This is a genomic window from Brucella thiophenivorans (assembly GCF_002252445.1).
Taxonomy (GTDB): domain Bacteria; phylum Pseudomonadota; class Alphaproteobacteria; order Rhizobiales; family Rhizobiaceae; genus Brucella; species Brucella thiophenivorans.
On the sequence record NZ_NNRJ01000015.1, the window covers coordinates 506,378 to 528,485 of the forward strand.

Consider the following 22,108-nt stretch of genomic DNA (forward strand, 5'->3'; position numbering starts at 1 on the left):
GCACGCCATGTTGAAAGTCCTCCCCGAGCGATGCATTTTTACATGCAACTGTTTCGTTTTATGCCGATTTTAAATCCGGGCAACTGAAAATAGCGTTGTTTAGCTGGATTCATATGTCGCATTGCCGCGTTGTGGCCGCATTATGTGCTAGTTTCAGGTTTGAATGGAAGTAAGATGCCATAGCGGGAATGAAAAGGCAGTTTATGACGCGCAATACGCTTTATCCGGAAATTCAGCCCTTCAAGGAAGAGATGTTGCAGGTTTCGCCCCTGCATCGCATTTATGTTGAGCAATGTGGCAATCCTGACGGCAAGCCTGTTATCATGATTCACGGTGGCCCCGGTGGCGGTATTACGCCTGCCATGCGCCGCCTGCATGATCCGGAAAAATATCGCATCATCCTTTTCGATCAACGCGGCTGTGGGCGTTCGACGCCGCATGCGGAACTGCGCGAGAATACCACCTGGGATCTCGTGGCGGATATGGAATATATTCGCGAACATCTCGGCATCGACAAATGGCAGGTGTTTGGCGGTTCATGGGGATCGACACTCGGTCTTGCTTATGCGCAAACCCATCCGGAGCAGGTGTCGGAAATGATCCTGCGCGGCATTTTCATGGTCCGGCGCTTCGAAATTGATTGGATGTATTCCAACGGTGCGAGCATCATTTTCCCTGATCACTTCGAGGCCTATCAGGAGCATATTCCCGAAGATGAACGCGGTGATATGATTGCAGCCTACTATAAGCGACTGACCGACCGCGATCCGCAGGTGCAGCTTGCGGCCGCTCGCCTGTGGGCGCGATGGGAAGGCTCGGTGCTCTCCGTGCAGCCCGATCCGGCGCGCGTGGAAGCCTTTGGTGAAGACCTTTATGCGGTCGCTTTCGCACGTATCGAATGCCATTATTTCCAGAATCGCGGTTTTCTGGACAGCGATGACCAGCTACTGCGCAATGTCGAACGCATCCGGCAAATTCCGGGTGTGATCGTCCATGGACGCTATGACATCTGCACACCATTCATCAATGCATGGCAGTTGAAGAAGATGTGGCCGGAAGCAGAGCTTAAAATTGTGGAAGATGGCGGTCATGCCGTGACAGAACCCGGTATCACTCATGAGCTGATCGAAGCAACAAAGCGCTTCGTAGCATGATTTATACCAAAGGGCGCTTTAAGCGCCCTTTGTTTATTGCTGAAAAATGCAGCTCTAAATAGCGTATTTTGAAAATTCACCTTTTCTTTGAATATTTTCGCCTACAATCTAGAGACTGAACATTGTGATCCTCCCGATCCCCAATGCTCATCGATAGTAATTTATTTAACGAACCAATCCGCAGCAATGACGGCCCGGTTTGCGTTCGTGTAGGAGAGGGATAAAATTTCGTGTTGAAAGAATTCAAAGAATTTGCCCTTAAGGGCAATATGGTCGATCTGGCCATCGGTGTTATCATCGGCGGGGTGTTTGGTGGCCTCGTCAATTCGATCGTCAATGACATCATCATGCCGATCATTGGTTTGATCACAGGCGGTATCGACTTCTCCAATATGTATTTCCAGCTTGCTGGCAACCCACAACCCACATTGGCTGCCGCACGTGAAGCGGGTGCAACGATTGCCTATGGCAATTTTATTACGCTGCTTATCAACTTCCTGATTATTGCTTGGGTTTTGTTCCTCGTCGTCAAAGGCATGAACAGGCTCAAGAAGAAGGAAGAAGCAAAGCCGGAAACAGTTGCCGAGCTGCCACGAGAGGAAGTTCTGCTGGCTGAAATCCGCGATCTTCTCGCAAACCAGAACAAAGCTTGATTGAGTTAGAACCTGAATGTCTGAAACGGGGCCCTTGCGGTCCCGTTTTGATTTCATCTATCAATTTGACTGATCTTTCCATCACAAAATGCCACGTGATTTCATGATTGCTCTTTGCTAGGCGTGAGTGATCGATATTGAAATCATGCGAGCCAAAATGACGCTTATTGCTAATCTTCGACGTGAAGCAGCTCAGTCCCCAGAAAGCGGTATCATCACCGTTGCCAATCATGGTCGCGGGAAAGAGGGGCTTATACCGCTATGGGTTGGCGAGGGTGATCTAGCTACGCCCGATTTCATTCGCGAAGCAGCCCAGAAGGGCATCGCCGATGGCGAAACCTTCTACACGTGGCAGGCTGGAATTCCGGATCTACGCGAGGCGCTTGCGCGTTATCATGCGCGCCATTTCTCGAAAAGTTTCAGACCTGAAAATTTTTATGTCACTGGTTCCGGTATGCACGCCATCGAAATGGCGCTCAAGGCAACCACAGGTGCGGGCGAAGAAGCGATTTATCTGTCGCCCGCCTGGCCGAATTTTGTTGGCGCATCCGGGCTTGCAGGTGTGGTTCCCGTGCCGGTTGAGCTTGAGTTTGGTGCAAATGGCTGGATGCTCGATCCTGAAAAGATAGCGAGCGCCATTACACCGCGTACCCGCGCCATGTTTATCAATACGCCTTCCAATCCGACCGGTTGGACCTCCGATATTGAAACGCTGCGCTTTATTCTCGATCTGGCACGCGAAAAGGGCATCTGGATCATTGCCGACGAGATTTACTCGCATTTCTGTTATGGTGGCACGCGTGCGCCTTCCTTTATGGATATTATGGAGCCGGATGATCACATCATTTTCGTCAATTCTTTTTCCAAAAACTGGGCAATGACCGGCTGGCGCGTGGGCTGGATGACAGTGCATCCGTCAATCGGTCCGGTTGTTGAAAACATGATCCAATATTCCAACTCCGGCGTGGCGCAGTTCATGCAGCGCGGCGCGGTTGCAGCACTTGATCATGGCGATGATTTTATTGCCATGCAGGTTGAACGGGCGCGTTTAACGCGTGACCGCCTTTGTGCAACGCTTCAGGGGACGGGCAAAGTTAAGCTGACGCCACCGCAAGGCGCGTTCTATCTGTTTTTCGGTGTCGATGGAGTGACGAATTCGGTGAAGGCTGCAATTGACATGGTCGATAATGCCAATGTGGGCCTTGCGCCGGGTAGTGCTTTTGGGCTTGGCGGTGAGGGCTTTTTCCGACTCTGCTTCTGCCGTAATCCACAGCAGGTGGATGAGGCGGCAGCACGGCTCGTTCGCTGGATCGATCAAAGGTAAATCCAGCTGTTAGCTGGTCCGCTGAAATCAACCCTGCTGCCACCATCGACCGGTGAGCTGCAAGGTTTTGGCTCAAGAAACCGGCGTCAGTATTCGCACCCTTTATCGCGATATTGTGAGCCTTCAGGCGCAGGGCGCCGAGATAGAGGGCGAGCCGGGCATCGGCTATGTTCTCAAGCACGGCTTCTTGCTATCACCCTTGATGTTTCGTCCCGAAGAGATCGGCGCGCTGGTATTGGGGGCGCGTTGGGTGGCAGAGCGAACCGACCACAGACTTCGCGATGCCGCAAAAAGTGCACTTGTGCGTATAGGTGCTGTTTTGCCTGATGAATTGCGTGCAATACTGGATGCATCAACGCTGCTTGTTGGCCCGGGTACGAAGTTGCTGCCCGACGGCGTCGATACTGCCATGCTTCGCGAAGCGATCAGGACTGAGCGCAAACTGTTGATCGATTATCGCAACGGCAATGACGAGTTTCCACAGCGCGTGATCTGGCGCTTCGCGCTGTCATTTTTTGATGAAGCGCGTGTGCTCGTTACCTGGTGTGAATTGCGTGGGAGCTTCCGGCACTTTCGCACGGACCGCATTGTGGCTGCTGAAATGCTGCAAGTTCGCTACCCGAAACGTCGCCAGACCTTGTTGCGCGAATGGCGTGAAGTGGAAAAAATCCCACCGCGTGAATTATGATGCTGCCATAAACTGGCAGTGTGTCGTTGTAGATTACCGATGTTCCCACTTTGACAGAGGATATTTACATGATCGACAAGAATAGCGTTCTACTCTTTATCACCGATCCCGACGGACATCGCCTGCGAGTCTATACGGTGGATGACTAGAGCGCGTTTCGATCTTATTTCATCAGATCGGCGCTCTAATTATTTGCTTTAACGCGCATATTTTCCGAAAACCGTTTCACACTTTTCTGGATGCGCTCTAATAAACAAAAGGCCGGTGAAAACCGGCCTTCTTCTATTCTTATAAAGCCAAGCTAATCAGCCGCCTGCTTTTGAAACCATCAGCGAAATGACGTGGTCGGAATTTGCAGCTTTCGGCGCATATGGCTCCGAAAAAGGAATCCCTAATGTGTTCCATACTTCCAGCAAGGCGTCTTTCAGACCATCGATCAGCAAATCGTCATGCAATGGCGATGGCGTGATCCGAAGACGCTCTGTGCCGCGCGGTACAGTCGGGTAGTTGATTGGCTGAATATAGATGCCATGCACGTCGAGAAGACGGTCGCTGGCTTTCTTGCAAAGCTCGGGATCACCAACCAGAATTGGCACGATATGGGTTTCCGATGGCATAACCGGGAAACCGGCGGCCGAGAGGACATCCTTGGCGCGTTGCGCCTGCCGCTGCTGGCCATCGCGCTCAACCTGCGAAACTTTGAGGTGACGGATTGCAGCGGTCGCGGAAGCCGCCACTGCCGGCGGCAGCGACGTGGTAAAGATGAAGCCCGGCGCATAAGAGCGCACGGCGTCAATGATGGCGCGCGAACCTGTGATGTAACCACCCAATGCGCCAAATGCCTTGGCAAGCGTGCCTTCGATAATGTCGATGCGATGTGCAAGTCCGTCGCGTTCGGTGATACCACCGCCGCGCGCACCATACATGCCAACCGCGTGGACTTCGTCGATATAGGTCATGGCGTTATATTTTTCGGCCAAATCGGCAATCTTCTCGATTGGCGCAATATCGCCATCCATCGAATAGACGGATTCAAATACGATCAGCTTGGCGCGGGAATGGTCCGCAGCCTTTAGAAGCTGTTCGAGATGCTCAACGTCGTTGTGACGGAAAATCTTCTTCTCTGCACCTGAACGGCGCACACCTTCGATCATCGAAGCGTGGTTCAGTTCGTCGGACAGGATCAGGCAGTTTGGAAGCAATCGTGCAATAGTTGAAATAGAGGCTTCATTGGAAACAAAACCCGAGGTGAAGACAAGGCCAGCTTCCTTGCCATGCAAGTCAGCAAGCTCTGTTTCAAGCTCAACAAGCGGATGGTTATTGCCCGAAATATTGCGCGTGCCACCTGCGCCGGAGCCGGTTGAGTTGGCTGTGTCGCACATCGCCTTGATGACGTCGGCATGATGGCCCATGCCAAGATAATCGTTCGAGCACCAGACGGTGATCTCACGAGCCGTGCCATTATTACGCCAGATAGCGCGGGGGAAACGTCCAACAATGCGTTCCAGATCAGCAAAAACGCGGTAACGTTTCTCGGCGTGCAGCTGGTCGATCGCTTCTTCAAAAAACCGGCGATAGTCCATTATACGCTCCTTGTTATTGCTCTAGTACCGCTTTTATTTTGTTGCGTCCATGCCGCAATGACGGGCAATTTGCCACGCTTTCGTGAAACTGCATTGATCAAAATCAAATAAATAATCGTTTTATCTTGTCTTTAGGCGAATAATGAACTTTGCCGCCATATCTCTGCGCCGCACATAAACCCGCGGCATTCCGAAAGGATCATCCGTGGCTCTGGCGCGCGCATGAACCGTGGTGGTGGCAGTTTGATATCCGGCTTCACGACACATATCGCGGTGGATCTCAAGATTGCCACCGTAAGGATAGGCAAAATTGGTTACAGCCGATCCAAGCATATCTTCGAGCATGGCTTTGGATTGCACGATCTGACGGCGGGCTTCGTCTTCCGGGGTCTCTTCCAGATTGACGTGATCAACCGTATGCGCGCCGACTTCGTGGCCAAGCGCCGCCCATTCGCGCATCTGCGTAACCGACATGCAGGGTGTCACTGGAACGCCCATGGCCTGATCCCAGACATTACTGCCGCCAAGCTGATTGGCGACAAAGTAATTGGTCGCGGTAAAGCCGAATTCCGAGAGAACCGGCAGCGCATTTTCATAATTGTTGAGAAAGCCGTCATCAAAGGTAATCACGGCGACTTTGCCGGTTTTCTCGCCCTTAATGTAGGGCATTGCATTGTTGAGAGAGAGGCCCTGATAACCAAGTCGTTTTAGCCACGCCATCTGGCTGCGAAACTTGTCCGGGTGCACCCAAAGCCCGCGAAACGGGATTTTCTTATGAGGCAGCGGTGCAATCTGGTGATAGAGAAGAACAGGAACAGCCATATGTCTCACTTCGATCTTGCAGAGAAACGACGCACGCGCATCCGATAGATCGGACGCAGGATTTCACGCGTGAGCTTGTCGGAAAAGGATTTCTTGTGCTGGATGGTCGTTCCGCCCAGTTCAGCTGAAATCTCCTTCACGCCACCGGGAATAACGGCTAGGGGCTGAAGGTCGGTGACCCAACGCATTTGAACCATGGTGTCGACAGGCCGATCAAATTGTTCGGTCAAGGCCAGTAGTTTTATTGCTGCGTCATAGCTTACAAGCTGCGCCACCATGCCAAGGCCAATCGGGTTTGGGATGATGATGCGTATATTTTCATCCCGAAATACTTCGCGACCCTGTTCGCGATCATCGCGAAAGGTAAAGCGAATGAAGCTGCCCGGCTCGAAATGATTGCTGACCGCACGGAAGGCAGTGCTGAAAACGGGTGTGAGCTCAATATCATCTTCTATGACGAAACCTGCGTCGAGCTGTTTATCGACAATAGCCTGCCATGCTTTGCGATGGGAAAGAAAACAGGCAATCTCGTTTTTACTCAGTACAAACGGATAGCGCGGCGTATGAAGCTTTCGCTTGTAAACACGACTGATTTCGGAATCGGCAAGCGTGCGGCTGTCAATAGCTTTGATCACTTCTGCTTTGAGGGGAAGCTCGTGAATTAGCCTTTCCACTTGCGGCTTGCGATCTTTTGCACGCTCCAGATGGATGATGAAAGCCTTGATATTCATGTCAAACCTGAGCGTAAAGTCGGCCGAATTTGCATTCTATATCTGCTATGCGCTCAATTTCTGCAAGTCACACTTATTAGCCTATCTTATGCAGAAGTCCTGCCGAAATCTTTTCTTCGATCCATTTCCGCTCGGCTGCCCAATCGTGGCGTTTCCAGCCTTCCCAGCTAAATCCGCATATTTTGATGTCCCAGTCGGGCAGAGAATATTTTCGTAATGCAAGCCATATGCCGAAGAAGCCGGTACTCGGGAAGACTTCTTTCATCCGTTCAGGACCTATTCCCAATTCATCGCAGACTGTAAAATAATCCTGCGACGGCATGATGCGGATTTTTTTGCCAGCCCGCCCGAAATAATCGATGGCCTCATTCGTCCAGTCGGCGCGACGCCCCTTCAATCGCGACAAGAAGTTTGGATGGTGATGAAATCTTTTGATGATGCTTGGATGGAAAGCAAACAGAATTTCTGGCGTGTTCTGAACAATCTCCGAATTGATGAAGGCTGGGTCTTTGATCCATTGCTCCATCTGCTTGCTTGATGTCGCGAGCATCAGCATGTCGGTTTTTGTGCCACTCATTCCTAGTGAAACGCGCGGTTCGTTGAAACGCACGACAATTTCGGCCGCATCAATTTCGGACGAGAGATTATGGTCAAGCGGACCGTTTCCTACGATAACGAGGGTATTGTTCATATGTGTGGGAATCTTATTCTGTTAAGCCAGATAAATAGTTTTAATTAAAATATGACGATTCCAAGTTTCATGGTCACCTCCCATATAATTGCGGGCAGTTTTGTGATCACTTTTGTCGCACCTTCTGACTTACAGCGTTACCGCGCGGCATGTCAGAAGGCATCAATATCGGCATTGCTGCTATGCAGTTTCTGCACTTCTCAAAACGATTAAAAAGACGGAAGCTTCATATCGGGAGGAAGGTAAAAAAGCACAGCGCATTGTTTGCGCGGCACATAAGGGGATACCATTATGAACCACCTTCGCACTCGTTTTTCCCGTTGGATGCAGTATCGTGAAAACCTTCGCGAACTGAGCTGCTGCACTGATCGCGATCTTTCAGACCTTGGTATTTCACGCGACGACATTCGCCGCGTGGCTCAAGAAGCAGCCTTTGTTTAATTCGACCTAAACATCACCTGGTCGCTTGAAGCGAATATGGATGTTGTCATCCGCAAGATCAAAACCGGCATAATTACGTTGGAACGCGATAAGGGCATCGTTGACGCCCTTTGAGTAATCATCATCGTGCACTTCAACGTGATGCCGGTAAATGATCCGGTCGCCTTTGTAGAATATAACCTGACCTTCCATGATAGCCTCCTCTTTTAGCGCATCCCGAAAAGTGTGAAGCGGTTTTCGGATAAGATGCGCGATAAATGGGTCTAAAAGCCTTATGGGTGATGGGTGCGCAAATGCGCCCTACCATGATCCCTGAACGTCGGTATATTAAAAAGAAGTAGGCGGACGGGCGTGGGTTTCAAGCCTGCTCCGTTGTATTTTCGCCCTTGCAAAGTGCTAGCCACGCGCGGGCTGCATGAGACAGAAATGCGCCTTTTCGCCAGATGAGTGCCAGGTCCCAATCGAGTTTGGCATTTTTGATTTGATGAATGCGCACGCCTGGATGCTTGCGCTGCTCGGCGATCATTTGCGGCAAGAAAGCAATACCCATATTTGCCGCGACAAGTTCGACGATGAAATCGATCTGACTTGATTGGACTGCGATATGGGGAAACAGGCCGCGCTGATGGCATGCATCGAGAATGATGTGATTGAGCGCGAAGCCGCTTTCGAAAAGAATGAAGGGCAGGCTGGCAATATCGTGAAGCGGAATACCGCCATCGTCCTTGAAGCTATGATTGGCTGGGAGAAGAGCAACGACTGGCTCATAGCGAACTGCCTGCCATTCGAAGCTTTCTTCAACGGGCAGCAGGGACGCGGCCAGTTCCACGTCACCGGACAAAAGCAATTCTTCCAGCCGCTTGCTGCCGTGTTCAATGAGTTGAATGTCGATGTCGGGATAAAGTTTGGTGAAAGCCGCAAAGACCGGGGCAAACAGAACGCTGGAGCCGATGGGAGGAAGACCGAGGCGTAGAAGGCCGCGCTTTAACCCGCGCAATTCGCCAAGCTCGGTCAGCATGTCGTCTTTTTCGGTGAGCATTGCGAGCGCGCGTCGATAAACGATTTCTCCGGCGCTCGTTAGGCGCGGAGGGCTGACATCGCGGTCGAGAAGAATAAGGCCGAGTTCATCTTCCAGCTGTCGCACAGTCTTGCTGACGGTGGATTGGGTCGCATGGATCGTGCGGGCGGCAGCGGAAAAGCCGCCCTGTCGCACCACTTCCACGAATGTCTGAAAGCCACGTAAATTCATAAGCTATTCTATTATCGAATAGCTGCAATGAAATCAATTCATTTCTGGAATAGCGATCGAACGCCTATAGTGTCTTCACAACTGCCCGCATTGGAACAACACCATGAATGTTCATAACCTGATGATCCGCTTTCGCTACGCGCTGCACAACAGCCGCATCATGCAGATCGCGACCCTATTCGGCTTCTGGTTGGTAGGTGAAGGGTTCGTTCGTTTGAGTGGCCTGCCGCTGCCGGGTGGTGTTGTCGGTATGGCGCTGGTTTTGGCTCTGCTGTTAAGTGGTCGCGTCAGTTTGTTCAGCATGAAGCGCGGCGCAGAATGGTTTCTTGCTGAAATGTTGCTGTTCTTTGTGCCTGCGGTTCTCGCAATTCTCGAACATCAGGAATTGCTTGGCATGATGGGCGTGAAAATCATGGCCGTTATACTTGTGGGCACGCTGACGGTCATGACTGTAACTGCACTGACCGTCGATTTTTGCTACCGCTTAAGCCTGCGCTATGTCGCTAAATAATCCCTATGTGGCGATGCTGTTTTGGTCTGCCGCAACCATTCTTCTCTATCTGGCTGCAAAGCGCTTTTATCGACGCTTTCCAATGTGGTGGCTGACGCCACTTTTGATAACGCCTTTGCTGCTGATGGCGTTGCTGATGGGCCTGAATGAAAACTACCATGGCTATTTCAGCGCAACGCATTGGCTTGTCGCGCTGCTTGGCCCTGCGACCGTTGCATTCGCCATTCCCATCTATCAGCAGCGCGCGACCATCCGCCGTTACTGGCCGGTCCTGCTGGTCGGCGTTGTGGTGGGTAGTTCATCCGCAATGTTGTCGGCCTGGGGCTTGGCGCATCTTCTCGGTCTTCACGATGCCATTAGCCTCAGTCTGATGCCGCGTTCCATGAGTACGCCTTTTGCGATGGCTGTTTCCGGCGATATTGGCGGTACACCTGATTTGACGGCTATATTCGTTGTGATTACCGGCATATTTGGTGCAGCACTAGGCGAAGTGATGCTTAATTGGTTGCCAATCCGCTCGGCACTTGCTCGTGGCGCACTTTTTGGCATGGGGGCGCATGGCGCAGGGGTTGCCAAGGCGCATCAGATTGGCAATGAAGAAGGTTCAATCGCCGGTCTCGTCATGGTGCTGGTCGGTCTGGTCAATGTTCTGGCAGCGCCGTTGATCGCTCACCTTCTTTGAAACACTGTTTTTGCAGCATATTTTTCTTTATTTGATTATTATCTGAGCATATTCGGTATGTTTGCATTTTTGCATCAATCTTAAGCATCGGCGTATTTGCATAACTGATATGCGTTATTGGGCGTTGTTGAATAAAGAGGCGCTTGGTAAACATTGGTCATCGGGTTCACTCCTCCTCCCAGAACCCGATGACGGATACGGCACTCCTCCTCCCAGCCGTATTCAAGATCAGGCCGCGCATCCTCCTCCCGCGCGGCCTTTTTCTTTTTCTAAACCTCCCCAAAAAAACCAAATCTATTGCCAGTAATCCATATTTGTTGACAGTGCGTTGCCGGCTTACCCCATGGGCAATCCTATTCAAGTGAACTATCTCTCGGTCAACATCAGACTTGCGATGAGTGTCACTCCCTGAGAGAGCCATCGCGATAACGCGGGAGATCAAAACCATGACCAGCGGCATTCATCACCTGACTATGATTACGCGCAAGGTTCAGGCCAATGTCGATTTCTATGCGGGCTTTCTGGGCTTGCGCATCGTCAAAAAGACTGGAGGTTTTGAGGACGCCGAACAGTTGCACCTGTTCTATGGTGACAGGTCCGGCACACCCGGTTCGCTCATCACTTTTCTGGTCTGGGAAGATGGTGCCAAGGGACGGGTCGGCCATGGTCAGGTCAGCGAGATAGCACTTGCAATTGATCGCGCCTCGATAGGCTTCTGGCTGGAACGCGCTTTGCGCTATCATGTGCAGTCGGAAGGTCCGGTGCAGGAATTTGGCGAGCCGGTGCTGCGCCTGCGCGATCCCGACGGGATAATCCTCAAGCTTGTGGGCTGTGATCTTGCAGCCAGTGACGCATGGGTTTCAGGTGACATCCCGGCAGAACACGCTGTGCGACGCATTCGCTCGGCAACCATTTTGTCCGAAACGCCGGAACAGACGGTTGGCTTTATCGAACGTTATTTCGGCTTCCGTGCGGATGCAAAGGAAGGCACGATTGACCGGCTGGTGTCCAGTTCAGGCGATGTGATCGACGTGCACGACGCAAGCGGCTTCTGGCCGGGCATTCCCGGTACAGGCATTGCCGATCATGTCGCGTTCCGGGCGGTTGACTGCGATGAAATTGAACGGGTGGAAAAGGAACTGGCAAAGCTCAATTCCAGCGAAACGAATGTGCATGATCGCAAGTATTTTGCGTCACTCTATGTTCGTGAGCCGGGTGGTACTTTGTTTGAACTTGCAACCGATGGTCCCGGCTTTACCGTGGATGAACCGGTCGAAAGTCTTGGCAAAGTGCTGTTCGTTCCACCCGGCAATGACGATCGCGAAGCTGCCATTCGCATGCGGATGCCGCAATTCTCAGCGCCCGGCGAGGAGAGGGTGATCTATCGCGATCTGCCTTTTGTGCATCGCGTTCACGTGCCTGAAGATCCCGATGGTACGACGCTGGTGCTTCTGCATGGAACTGGGGGCAATGAATATGATCTCATGCCACTTGCTCATAAGGTAGCGCCACGCGCCACACTTTTGGGTGTGCGTGGTCGCAGTACGGAAGAAGGCACGCAGCGCTGGTTTCGCCGGATAACGATGGATCGTTTCGATCAGGATGACATTCGCTCTGAATCAGAAGCCTTTGAGGCTTTTGTCGATGGCGCAACCAAATCCTATGAGCTCGACCCGGATCGGACGGTCTATCTTGGCTATTCCAATGGTGCGAACCTGATTGCAGCCTTCATGCGACTTCATCCACATATCGTGCACAAGGCAGTTTTGTTGCGCGGCATCGAGGTGTTGGAAAACAATCCTGTCGATGATCTCAAAGATGCATCGGTGCTGCTTTTGACCGGCGTTGACGATCTTTATGCAGCCTTGTCTGGTCCATTGGCCAAGGCTTTGAGCGACAGTGGTGCAGATCTCGATAATCGGCGTTTGCCGGGCGTTGGCCATATGCTGGTCGAGGATGATGCAACGATCATCCGTGAATGGCTTTCGGATAAGCTGTAAAAAACACAAAAGGCGGCTATGAAAATAGCCGCCTTTTGCATACCCTTTGACGGCTCTGTGTGTAACTTAGATGTCGCAGCCACCTGATCTTTCCACAGGTCTTTATAATTAGGACTTGGCATATCCGTTTTGGTAAAGAATATATTACCCGCGCGCCTTAAATCAGATATTGCCAAATTCGGATGCTGATGGGCAATTGTGTTACTGGGTTTTGTCGGGGAGTTGGGTTTTGCAGAGCATTCTTCGTCGCATGACCCCGGCATTGTTGGTTGTCCTGATCTTGATTTCAGGCTGCGCCAGCCGCCCCGATGGGGTGCTGATCCCTGTTGGTCAAAGTGTTCCGGGTGCATCAAAGGTGGACTTGCTTGTTGCGACTACCCGTGCGCCGTCAGCTAATCCCGGTCTTTTGTTCTCCGGCGAGCGTGATAGCGAAATCAGTCTTACAGAGATTGTCGTTTCTATTCCGCCTGACAAGAACCGCAAAATTGGTGAAGTGCAGTGGCCTAAGAAATTGCCGGCCGATCCGCTTAAAGAATTCACGACCGTTGAAGTGAAAGCCATAAACAACGAAACCGGCGCGCAGAAATGGCTCAATCAAAGCCTGCCTAAATCGCGCCGCGTGATGGTTTTCGTGCACGGCTTCAACAATACGTTTGAAGATTCTGTCTACCGTTTTGCGCAAATTGTGCATGATTCAGGTGCGGAGGTTGCACCCGTCATCTTCACATGGCCGTCACGCGGCAGCGTGTTCGATTACAATTACGATAAGGAAAGCACCAACTATTCGCGCGATGCGCTGGAAACGGTGTTGCGCAAGCTCGCTGACGATCCGCGTGTCAAGGATGTAATCATCATGGCGCATTCCATGGGCAGCTGGCTGACGGTCGAAGCCTTGCGTCAAATGGCAATCCGTGACAAGCGCGTGGACCCGAAGATTACAGATGTCATTCTGGCATCGCCCGATCTCGATGTGGATGTTTTCAACAAGCAGTTCCGCGCTATGGGCAAGGACCATCCGCGGTTCACATTGTTCACATCGCGCGATGATCGTGCGCTGCGAGCATCACGCTTTATATCCGGCAATGTGGATCGTCTTGGCCAGATCGACCCGTCGGTAGAGCCTTATCGTTCACAGCTTGAGCAGGCAGGCATTACGGTGATTGATCTCACGCAGCTTAAAGCAGGCGACAGGCTCAATCATGGCAAGTTCGCTTCCAGTCCCGAAGTGGTTCAGTTGATCGGTCAGCGTTTGGTAACAGGCCAGACGATCACGGATTCGGATATTGGCCTTGGTGAGCGCCTCGGCGCGGTAGCCCTTGGCACAGCGCAGGGTGTGGGAACGGCTGCATCGCTGGTTGTCAGTGCACCGATTGCGATCTTTGATCCGAACACGCGGCGTACCTATAATGAACAGATCGACCGCTTCGGCAGAACTGTGGGCGGCACTGTAAGCGGTGCAGTTGGCAACTGATCCGCTTCACATTCCATGCATTAGCAAATGTTCTGTTGTCATATTTAAGGGCGCGCTGTAGGACTGGCGACCAAATCTGGTTGTTGGCAGGGAGGCCGCCATGCGGATCATCCATACGATAGAAGAATTGCGTCAGGCGCTGGCGATTGAACGCAAGAGCGGAAAATGCATCGGTCTTGTGCCGACAATGGGCTATCTCCACAAAGGGCATCTCGAACTTGTTCGCCGTTCTCGCGCGGAAAACGATGTCACCGTCGTTTCTATCTTCGTCAACCCGTTGCAGTTTGGCGCCAATGAAGACCTCGACAAATATCCGCGTAATCTGGAGCGTGATGCCAATCTGCTGCGCAATGCTGATGTGGATTACCTTTTCGCGCCTGCCGTCCCGGATATGTATCCACGTCCGATGCAAACCGTTGTCGATGTGCCAGCACTCGGCAATCAGATGGAAGGCGAGGCGCGGCCCGGCCATTTTGCAGGCGTTGCGACTGTTGTGAGCAAGCTTTTCAATGTCGTCGGCTCAGACGCTGCTTACTTCGGCGAGAAGGATTTCCAGCAGCTTGTCATCATCCGCCGCATGGTCGAGGATATGGCGATCCCTGTGCGTGTGGTGGGTGTTGTAACTGTGCGCGACGATGACAATCTCGCCTGTTCATCCCGCAATGTTTATTTGACGCCTGAACAGCGTGCTGCTGCCATCATCGTGCCCAAGGCACTTGATGAGGCAGAGCGGCTTTATCGGTCTGGCATAGACGACCCGGAAGCGCTTGAAGCCGCCATCCGTGCCTTCATCGAAGCAGAGCCGCTTGCCAGCCCGGAAGTGGTTGTACTCCGCGATCCTGAAACATTGGAGCGCTTGACGTCGGTGCAGGGCAGGCCGGTTCTGGTTGCACTTTTCGTGCGATTTGGCTCAACGCGTCTTCTCGATAATCGCGTCATTACCCATGTTTCGCAGGAAAAGGCAGCCTGAAATGAGCGCCACTGTAAACAAAAAACGCCTTTCTCCAAAAGCAATTCAGGCGATGAAAGGCGAACGCCCGGTGGTCAGCCTCACGGCTTACACCACGCCGATTGCCCGATTGCTTGATCCGCATTGCGATCTGCTTTTGGTGGGCGATTCCGTTGGCATGGTGCTTTACGGCATGGATTCAACGCTTGGTGTAACGCTCGACATGATGATCGCCCATGGGCGGGCGGTCATGCGTGGCGTGGATCACGCTTGTGTGACGGTTGATCTACCATTTGGAACCTATCAGGAATCTAAAGAGCAGGCCTTTCGCAGCGCCGCCCGCATCATGCAGGAAACCGGCTGCGATGGTATCAAGCTTGAGGGCGGAGAGGAAATGGCCGAGACGGTTGAATTCCTCGTCAAGCGCGGCATTCCGGTGTTCGGCCATGTCGGGCTGATGCCGCAGCAGGTTAACACGGTTGGTGGTTTCCGCTCGCTCGGACGCGGCGATGAAGAAGCCAATCGTATCCGCCGCGACGCACAGGCGATTGCCAATGCTGGTGCTTTTGCGCTTGTCATTGAAGGCACGGTTGAGCCATTGGCGCGCGAGATCACAGCATCGCTCACTATCCCAACAATCGGCATCGGTGCGTCACCGGCTTGTGATGGGCAAATTCTGGTTTCAGACGATATGCTAGGGCTGTTTCAGGATTTCACACCACGCTTCGTCAAGCGCTTTGCAGAGCTTGCGCCGCAAGTGTCGGATGCTGCCAAAGCTTATGCGGAAGAAGTGCGCGCACGTTCATTTCCGGGGGCGGAACATGTCTTTGGCATGAAGCCAAAAGTGTGAAAATGCCTGCCCGCTTCGTAAGCAGGCATTTCATAATTCACATTACCTGTTAAGTGTTGCACGCTGCCAATAGCGATAAAGCGCTTCCACATCGCCGCTTGTCAGTGTCTGCATCGCACCTTTTAATTGATCGTCGGGCCAGTCCCACCATTGCAATTCCAGGAGCATACTGACGCTGTTCTCATCGAAACGCGAACGAATGGTGCGGGCAGGGTTTCCCCCAACAATCGAATACGGTTCAACATCACGTGTCACCAGTGCGCGTGTGCCGATGATGGCACCATGGCCGATCTTGACGCCCGGCATGATAATGGCTTCAGAACCAATCCACACATCATTGCCGATGACCGTATCGCCTGATGGGCTGTAGCCGTTCTCAGCGCCCTCAAATATGCCCACTTCCGACATGAAGAAGAACGGGAAGGTGCTGATCCAGTCGTGTCGATGGCCCTGATTGCCGGCCATGATGAAGGCTGCACCTGATCCGATGGAGCAGAAGCTGCCAATGATCAGCTTGTCAGCACCTTCATCAGGCAGGAGAAAGCGGACACAGTCGTCGAAGCTATGGCCATGATAATAGCCGGAATAATAGCTGTAGCGCCCGACGATGATGTTTGGGTTTGTGACCTGTTTGTCGAGGGTGATGCCCTTGAACGGGCTTTCAAAGTAATTTTTCATGAGAATACTCACTGCATGAGTGCCAGTCAGTAGCGCATTCCTGAAAAGCGGGAACCGGTTTTCAGAATAGGATGCGCGTGAAACGAAAGGCTTGGCATTTATCCGCTTGCTTAAATGCAAACGAAAACCTCTCAAGAAACCGCAAGGTTACTTGAGTTCGTGCTCCTTGTGTAAAATCACAGGAGCGCGATGCAGGCGGTACTCGAACAGTTTATCATGGCCTGAACATAAGGCGGACTATGGAGAAAATAAAGGGAGGCTGATGCCTCCCTTTATAATTCTTACTTCTCGACAAAAGCCTTTTCGATCACGAAGTGACCGGCTTCGCTCTGGCTACCTTCTTCAAGGCCGAGGCCTTCAAGAATGACACGCATGTCGGCCAGCATTTCCGGGCTTCCGCATAACATCATGCGGTCGTCCTGCTCAGAGAATTTGGGCAGGCCGAGATCTTCAAAAATCTTGCCGGAGCTGATGAGGTCAGTGAGGCGACCCTTGTTGCGGAAGTCTTCACGCGTCACGGTCGGATAATAGATGAGCTTCTCGCGCACCATTTCGCCGAGGAATTCGTCTTCTGGCAGTTCTTTGGTGATCAGATCAGCATAGGCCAGTTCGTTCACTTCGCGAACGCCATGCACCAGGATGATTTTCTTGTAGCGCTCATAGGCTTCAAGATCGCGGATGATCGACAGGAATGGCGCAAGGCCGGTGCCGGTCGAAAGCAGCCACAGATTGTCGCCCGGAATGAGATTGTCATAAAGCAGCGTGCCAACCGGCTTTTTGCCAACGATCAGCTTGTCACCTTCTTTCAGGTGCTGCAAGCGCGAGGTCAGCGGACCGTCCTGCACTTTAATGGAGAAAAATTCGAGCTGTTCATCATAGACACTGGAAGCAATGGAATAAGCGCGCAGCAGCGGTTTGCCGTTCACTTCAAGGCCGATCATGATGAACTGGCCGCTCTGGAAGCGTAGGCCCTGGTCGCGTGTCGTGCGGAAGGAAAACAACCTGTCGGTCCAGTGGTGAACGTCAAGAACGGTTTCCTGATAAAAATTGCTGCTCATGTCGGAACTGTCTCTATTTCGCTTTTCACGGTGTCCGCTCAAAACAAGCGAACTTCATTTATCGCAATCATGGGGGATCGCGTCTGGCTGCCTTCAGGGTGGCTTCCGCGGAGGTCGTGATTTGCCGGTATGCTGCACCATGCCCGGCCGACGATTACGGAAGTTGGAATAATGCTTCTGTGTCCCGACATCAAGAGTTAATCAGGTATATGCGTCGCGCAATTAAATCGAATCCGAACGCAGCCTCAAGAAAACACGTTCTAATCAAGCGAGCTTCCGAAGCATGTTATGCTCAGGAAGCTCGACTTGTCTTTCAACGCGAACTGCGCACCAGTGCGATAGCCGCAAAGAGTGCGACGCCAGACATTACGGCAAAGCCGATAAACAACCAGAGTGCCGCATTCGCAGTGCCTGCAACACCGCCGGGATTGCTAAGACCCGCCAAATTCGCAATCATCCCCGCCAGCGCTGCACCCATAGCTGTGGTGAAAAGCTGGACTGTGGTGAGCGACGCTGAAGCCAGATTCTGGTCCGCAGCTTCGGCACGTTTGAACACACGGGTAAGCAGGTGCGGCCATGTCATGCCGACGCCGAAGCCGACGATGACCATCGCAAGGCAGATTGGCACCAGCGTGGTCCAGTGACCAGCGCTGCCCGGAGGCACGAGGATAGCAAGTGTCGCCATGCCGACAACGCCCATAATGGGTGCGGCAAGGATAACCTTGTTCACGCTCTTGCCTGTCACGCCGGATGAACCGATGGAGCCAAGCGTCCAGCTTCCGCCCATCAGTGCCGCAAGATAACCGGCAATCAGTGGAGACTGGTTATGCAAAACCTGAAAGAACAGGGGAACGAACACCTCAGAACTGGTGACCGATCCGCCCAGAAAACCCATGGTGAGATAAAGCGCACCAAGACGGCTCAGGCTGAACGTACCTTTCGGCAAGATGCGCTTTGTCGACTTATGTTCGACCCACACAAGCAGCATTAGCACGGCAAGTGCGATCAAAACGCCAGCGATATTCCAAAACGCACTTGGCGAAATACTGGCGGCGGAAATGATTAGCACGGCCATTGTGAGCAGGATCAACTGCGGCCATGCCAGACGGTCTTTATTTTCAGCATTGCTGATCTGCTTTGGCAAAATGACCATCGCCATCACAGCAAAAATGCCAATGACCGGTACCAACGACCAGAAGGCAGCACGCCATTCGCCAAGTTCGGCAAAAATGCCGCCAACAGCAGGGCCAACCAGCGTTGCCACACCCCACATGCCAGAAACAAGCGCAATGGCACGCGGCCAAAGCCGTTCGCTAAAGACGATACGGATCATCGCATAGGAGAGTGCCAGCAACATACCGCCGCCTAACCCCTGCACAATACGCCCGCCAAGCATGGTTGGCATGGAAGGGGCGAAGCCGCAGATGAGCGTGCCAATGGCGAAGATTATGGCCGCGACCACATAGGCATAGCGCGGCGCTGCCTGTGACAAGAGTTTCGGTACAAGAGCTGAGCCAAGAATCGATGCCGTCACGAACAATGCCGTGTTCCAGGCATAATAATCCATGCCGCCAATATCGGCGACTACGGTTGGCAATATGGTTGTGGCGATAAAAACATTGATGGCGTGGAGTGCTACGCCGCCCACGAGCGTCAGCGAACGGATCGCATTTTTGCCCGCAAACAATTCTCCCCAGCCTGCGGTAGCCCCTGCTGTTACAGTGGCGGCTGGATTTTCGGTCTGCATTTCTTTCCCTGGTCCTATCCCGCATTTCAGAGACGGGTTAATGCCCGTTGTCCGCACGCGTTGATCGCGCTTATAAAATGCTTTTTCAAACTTCGAAATGGGTCGCGAAGTAAAACAGTTGTCATAAAAGCCAAAAGGGGTTCAATTTTAAATGAAAAGCCCTATATCAGGCGAAGAAATATCGAATACGGCGTTTCACAAAAGAAATTTTTCTTGAAATGTCAGTGGCGGATTTGTGTTTCTGTCACAAGGTTCCTATAAGCCTGTCAATTAGTGGCTTTCTATAGCTGCATAACGTGCCCGCCAGACAACTGGACAGGCCATTTCCCCTAACTGACGACCCGGAAGACCATGATCCAGACGCCCTATTATCTGATCGATAAGACCAAGTTGAAGCGCAACATGGAAAAAGTTGCCTATGTGCGCGAGAAGTCGGGCGCAAAAGCGCTGCTGGCGCTCAAGTGCTTTGCCACATGGTCGGTGTTTGATCTGATGAGCGAATATATGGACGGCACAACGTCGTCTTCGCTCAATGAGGTGCGTCTCGGCCATGAGCGGTTTGACGGTGAAACCCATGCCTATAGCGTGGCCTATGCCGATCACGAGATCGACGACGTTGTCAGCCATGCCGACAAGATCATCTTCAATTCGATCAGCCAGCTTGAGCGTTTTGCGGATAAGGCTTCGCATATCAAGCGTGGTCTGCGTCTTAATCCCGGCATTTCGTCATCAACGTTTGACCTCGCCGATCCGGCGCGTCCCTTCAGCCGTCTTGGCGAATGGGATGTCGCGAAGGTCGAGAAGGTCATGGACAGCGTTACCGGCTTCATGATCCATAACAATTGCGAAAACTCCGATTTCGGTCTTTTCGACAAGATGCTGACCGATATTGAAGAAAAGTTCGGCTCGCTTCTCCATCGCGTTGAATGGGTCAGCCTTGGCGGCGGTATCCATTTCACGGGCGATGATTATCCGGTCGATGATTTCTGTACGCGCCTGAAGGCGCTGTCGGAAAAATTCGGTGTGCAGGTCTATCTGGAGCCGGGCGAAGCCTCGATCACCAAGACCACGACGCTGGAAGTGACTGTTCTTGATACGCTTTATAACGGCAAGAACCTTGCCGTCGTCGATAGTTCGATTGAAGCGCATATGCTTGATCTGCTGATCTATCGCGAAAAGGCGAAGATGGCGCCAAACAACGGCGAGCATAGCTATATGATCTGCGGCAAGTCCTGCCTAGCGGGTGATATTTTTGGCGAATTCAATTTCGATAAGCCTTTGGCCATTGGCGACCGTCTCTCATTTGAAGATGCGGCTGGTTACACGATGGTCAAAAAGAACTGGTTTAATGGCGTGAAAATGCCAGCCATTGCCGTGCGTGAATTGGACGGCACGGTCAAGCTTGTCCGCGAATTTGATTACGCGGATTTCGAAGGGTCGCTTTCATAAAGATCCTGTTGCAGCGTTCAAACTGCAATGAATTCATGTGTTTCGACGGGAAAGTGATCGGGACGAGAAACAGATGGCGGGAAACCGCTGGAAGAGGAAGCATCGACAGAAAATGAAGAAGAACGTTCTCATTATCGGCGCCGGGGGCGTGGCACAGGTTGTTGCACATAAATGTGCGCAAAACTCTGACATATTGGGCGATATCCATATTGCGTCCCGCACGGTTGAGAAATGCCGCAAGATTATCGATAGCGTGCATGAAAAGAAGAGCCTCAAGACTGAGGTGAAGCTGGAAGCGCATGCGCTGGACGCGCTGGATATTGAAGCCACCAAGGCTCTGATCCAGAAGACGGGCGTTCAGATCGTCATCAATGTCGGCTCGGCCTTCCTCAATATGTCGGTCCTTCGCGCCTGTATAGATACGGGCGTGGCTTACATGGACACCGCGATCCATGAAGATCCGAAGAAGATCTGCGAAACCCCACCGTGGTATGGCAACTACGAATGGAAGAACTTGCAGGAATGCGAAGAGAAAGGCATCACCGCCATTCTCGGCATCGGCTTTGATCCAGGCGTGGTCAATGCCTATGCACGTCTGGCTGCTGACGACTATCTCGATGAAGTCAAATCCATCGACATCGTTGACATCAATGCCGGTTCGCATGGCCGCTGGTTCTCGACCAACTTTGATCCTGAAATCAATTTCCGCGAATTCACCGGCACGGTTTATTCGTGGCAGGGTGGTCAGTGGCAGTCGAACAAGATGTTCGAAGTCGGCCACACTTTCGATCTGCCTGTCGTCGGCCCAAGCAAGGCCTATATGACTGGACATGATGAGGTGCATTCGCTGTCGAAAAACTATCCGAACGCAGATGTGCGTTTCTGGATGGGCTTTGGCGATCACTATATCAACGTTTTCACGGTACTCAACAATCTCGGCCTCCTCTCCGAACAGCCGGTCAAGACCGCTGAAGGCCTGGAAGTTATTCCGCTTAAAGTGGTCAAGGCTGTTCTGCCTGATCCATCATCGCTGGCACCGGATTATACCGGCAAGACCTGCATTGGCGATTTTGTCAAAGGCACCAAGGACGGCAAAGAGAAGGAAGTCTTCATCTATAACGTTGCCGACCACAAGGATGCCTATAATGAAGTGGGTAGCCAAGGTATTTCCTACACCGCAGGTGTTCCGCCGGTCGCAGCCGCAATCCTGATCGCTTCGGGCGAATGGGATGTGAAGAAGATGGTCAATGTGGAGGAGCTGAACCCCAAGCCTTTCCTTCACATTCTCAACCAGATCGGCCTGCCATCCCGCATCAAGGATGAAGATGGCGACCGCGCGCTCGACTTTGCGTAAGTCAGGTCTGAATGATTAAAGAA

At 52.3% G+C, this 22,108-nt stretch carries 22 protein-coding genes; 13 read left to right on the plus strand and 9 right to left on the minus strand.

From position 1 onward, the window contains the following. The first annotated feature begins 203 nt into the window (after positions 1-203). From pip to CEV31_RS07365, 4 genes are all read left to right on the plus strand, one after another. Positions 204-1,154 (plus strand): prolyl aminopeptidase, encoded by a 951-nt coding sequence (pip, locus tag CEV31_RS07350; protein WP_094506573.1) that lies wholly within the window; start codon positions 204-206, stop codon positions 1,152-1,154. A gap of 230 nt (positions 1,155-1,384) precedes the next feature. After that, a complete protein-coding gene (gene mscL, locus CEV31_RS07355) occupies positions 1,385-1,807 on the plus strand; it encodes a large conductance mechanosensitive channel protein MscL (RefSeq protein ID WP_094506356.1) in 423 nt (140 codons plus the stop codon). A 157-nt stretch (positions 1,808-1,964) separates the two neighbouring features. After that, positions 1,965-3,131 carry a pyridoxal phosphate-dependent aminotransferase gene (locus CEV31_RS07360; RefSeq protein ID WP_094506574.1) on the plus strand — a complete coding sequence of 389 codons (1,167 nt, stop codon included), beginning with the start codon at positions 1,965-1,967 and terminating at the stop codon, positions 3,129-3,131. A 52-nt stretch (positions 3,132-3,183) separates the two neighbouring features. Beyond that, a complete protein-coding gene (locus CEV31_RS07365) occupies positions 3,184-3,819 on the plus strand; it encodes a helix-turn-helix transcriptional regulator (protein WP_094506357.1) in 636 nt (211 codons plus the stop codon). 305 nt (positions 3,820-4,124) lie between these two features. Here CEV31_RS07365 and hemA read toward each other — a convergent pair whose 3' ends face one another. From hemA to CEV31_RS07385, 4 genes are all read right to left on the minus strand, one after another. Continuing rightward, positions 4,125-5,402, minus strand: a complete 1,278-nt coding sequence (gene hemA, locus CEV31_RS07370; protein ID WP_094506358.1) for a 5-aminolevulinate synthase — start codon at positions 5,400-5,402, stop codon at positions 4,125-4,127. Positions 5,403-5,522: 120 nt separating this feature from the next. After that, on the minus strand, positions 5,523-6,224 hold the full coding sequence (locus CEV31_RS07375) for a polysaccharide deacetylase family protein (RefSeq protein WP_094506359.1): 702 nt from the start codon (positions 6,222-6,224) through the stop codon (positions 5,523-5,525). Between the two features lie 5 nt (positions 6,225-6,229). After that, a complete protein-coding gene (locus CEV31_RS07380; protein WP_094506360.1) occupies positions 6,230-6,955 on the minus strand; it encodes a glycosyltransferase family 25 protein in 726 nt (241 codons plus the stop codon). A 76-nt stretch (positions 6,956-7,031) separates the two neighbouring features. Further along, the gene (locus tag CEV31_RS07385) at positions 7,032-7,646 is read right to left on the minus strand and encodes a glycosyltransferase family 29 protein (protein WP_094506361.1); all 615 of its coding nucleotides are present in this window, start codon (positions 7,644-7,646) and stop codon (positions 7,032-7,034) included. 291 nt (positions 7,647-7,937) lie between these two features. On the opposite strand from CEV31_RS07385, the gene CEV31_RS21060 reads away from it, so the two are divergent. Continuing rightward, a complete protein-coding gene (locus tag CEV31_RS21060; RefSeq protein ID WP_169717313.1) occupies positions 7,938-8,087 on the plus strand; it encodes a DUF1127 domain-containing protein in 150 nt (49 codons plus the stop codon). 6 nt (positions 8,088-8,093) lie between these two features. Here the strand turns inward: CEV31_RS21060 and CEV31_RS07395 are convergent, their stop codons facing one another. Together CEV31_RS07395 and CEV31_RS07400 are read right to left on the minus strand one after the other, a co-directional pair. Then, positions 8,094-8,279 carry a hypothetical protein gene (locus CEV31_RS07395; RefSeq protein WP_094506362.1) on the minus strand — a complete coding sequence of 62 codons (186 nt, stop codon included), beginning with the start codon at positions 8,277-8,279 and terminating at the stop codon, positions 8,094-8,096. A 166-nt stretch (positions 8,280-8,445) separates the two neighbouring features. Then, positions 8,446-9,336, minus strand: a complete 891-nt coding sequence (locus CEV31_RS07400; RefSeq protein ID WP_094506363.1) for a LysR family transcriptional regulator — start codon at positions 9,334-9,336, stop codon at positions 8,446-8,448. 103 nt (positions 9,337-9,439) lie between these two features. Between CEV31_RS07400 and CEV31_RS07405 the strand changes: the two genes are divergently transcribed. From CEV31_RS07405 to panB, 6 genes are all read left to right on the plus strand, one after another. Continuing rightward, positions 9,440-9,847 (plus strand): CidA/LrgA family protein, encoded by a 408-nt coding sequence (locus CEV31_RS07405; protein WP_094506364.1) that lies wholly within the window; start codon positions 9,440-9,442, stop codon positions 9,845-9,847. Beyond that, entirely contained in the window at positions 9,834-10,529 is a 696-nt protein-coding gene (locus CEV31_RS07410) for an LrgB family protein (protein WP_094506365.1), read from the plus strand. The genes CEV31_RS07405 and CEV31_RS07410 overlap by 14 nt, the downstream gene beginning before the upstream one ends. 446 nt (positions 10,530-10,975) lie before the next feature. Next, positions 10,976-12,529, plus strand: coding sequence for a VOC family protein (locus CEV31_RS07420; protein WP_094506367.1), 1,554 nt, complete (start codon positions 10,976-10,978; stop codon positions 12,527-12,529). 250 nt (positions 12,530-12,779) lie between these two features. Beyond that, entirely contained in the window at positions 12,780-14,000 is a 1,221-nt protein-coding gene (locus CEV31_RS07425; protein ID WP_094506368.1) for an alpha/beta hydrolase, read from the plus strand. Positions 14,001-14,100: 100 nt separating this feature from the next. Further along, a complete protein-coding gene (gene panC, locus CEV31_RS07430) occupies positions 14,101-14,970 on the plus strand; it encodes a pantoate--beta-alanine ligase (RefSeq protein ID WP_094506369.1) in 870 nt (289 codons plus the stop codon). A 1-nt stretch (position 14,971) separates the two neighbouring features. After that, positions 14,972-15,799: a 3-methyl-2-oxobutanoate hydroxymethyltransferase gene (gene panB, locus CEV31_RS07435; protein ID WP_094506370.1), complete on the plus strand. Its 828-nt coding sequence runs from the start codon at positions 14,972-14,974 to the stop codon at positions 15,797-15,799. 42 nt (positions 15,800-15,841) lie between these two features. Here panB and catB read toward each other — a convergent pair whose 3' ends face one another. The 3 genes from catB to CEV31_RS07450 all read right to left on the minus strand — a co-directional run bounded on the left by catB (position 15,842) and on the right by CEV31_RS07450 (position 19,282). Continuing rightward, on the minus strand, positions 15,842-16,477 hold the full coding sequence (catB, locus tag CEV31_RS07440) for a type B chloramphenicol O-acetyltransferase (protein WP_094506371.1): 636 nt from the start codon (positions 16,475-16,477) through the stop codon (positions 15,842-15,844). 281 nt (positions 16,478-16,758) lie between these two features. Beyond that, entirely contained in the window at positions 16,759-17,535 is a 777-nt protein-coding gene (locus CEV31_RS07445) for a ferredoxin--NADP reductase (RefSeq protein ID WP_094506372.1), read from the minus strand. Between the two features lie 313 nt (positions 17,536-17,848). Next, the gene (locus tag CEV31_RS07450) at positions 17,849-19,282 is read right to left on the minus strand and encodes an MFS transporter (RefSeq protein ID WP_094506373.1); all 1,434 of its coding nucleotides are present in this window, start codon (positions 19,280-19,282) and stop codon (positions 17,849-17,851) included. 351 nt (positions 19,283-19,633) lie between these two features. Here CEV31_RS07450 and nspC point away from each other — a divergent pair, with 351 nt between their 5' ends. Next, positions 19,634-20,731: a carboxynorspermidine decarboxylase gene (gene nspC / locus CEV31_RS07455; RefSeq protein WP_094506374.1), complete on the plus strand. Its 1,098-nt coding sequence runs from the start codon at positions 19,634-19,636 to the stop codon at positions 20,729-20,731. A 112-nt stretch (positions 20,732-20,843) separates the two neighbouring features. After that, positions 20,844-22,085 carry a saccharopine dehydrogenase family protein gene (locus CEV31_RS07460; protein WP_094506575.1) on the plus strand — a complete coding sequence of 414 codons (1,242 nt, stop codon included), beginning with the start codon at positions 20,844-20,846 and terminating at the stop codon, positions 22,083-22,085. The last annotated feature ends 23 nt before the right edge of the window (positions 22,086-22,108 follow it).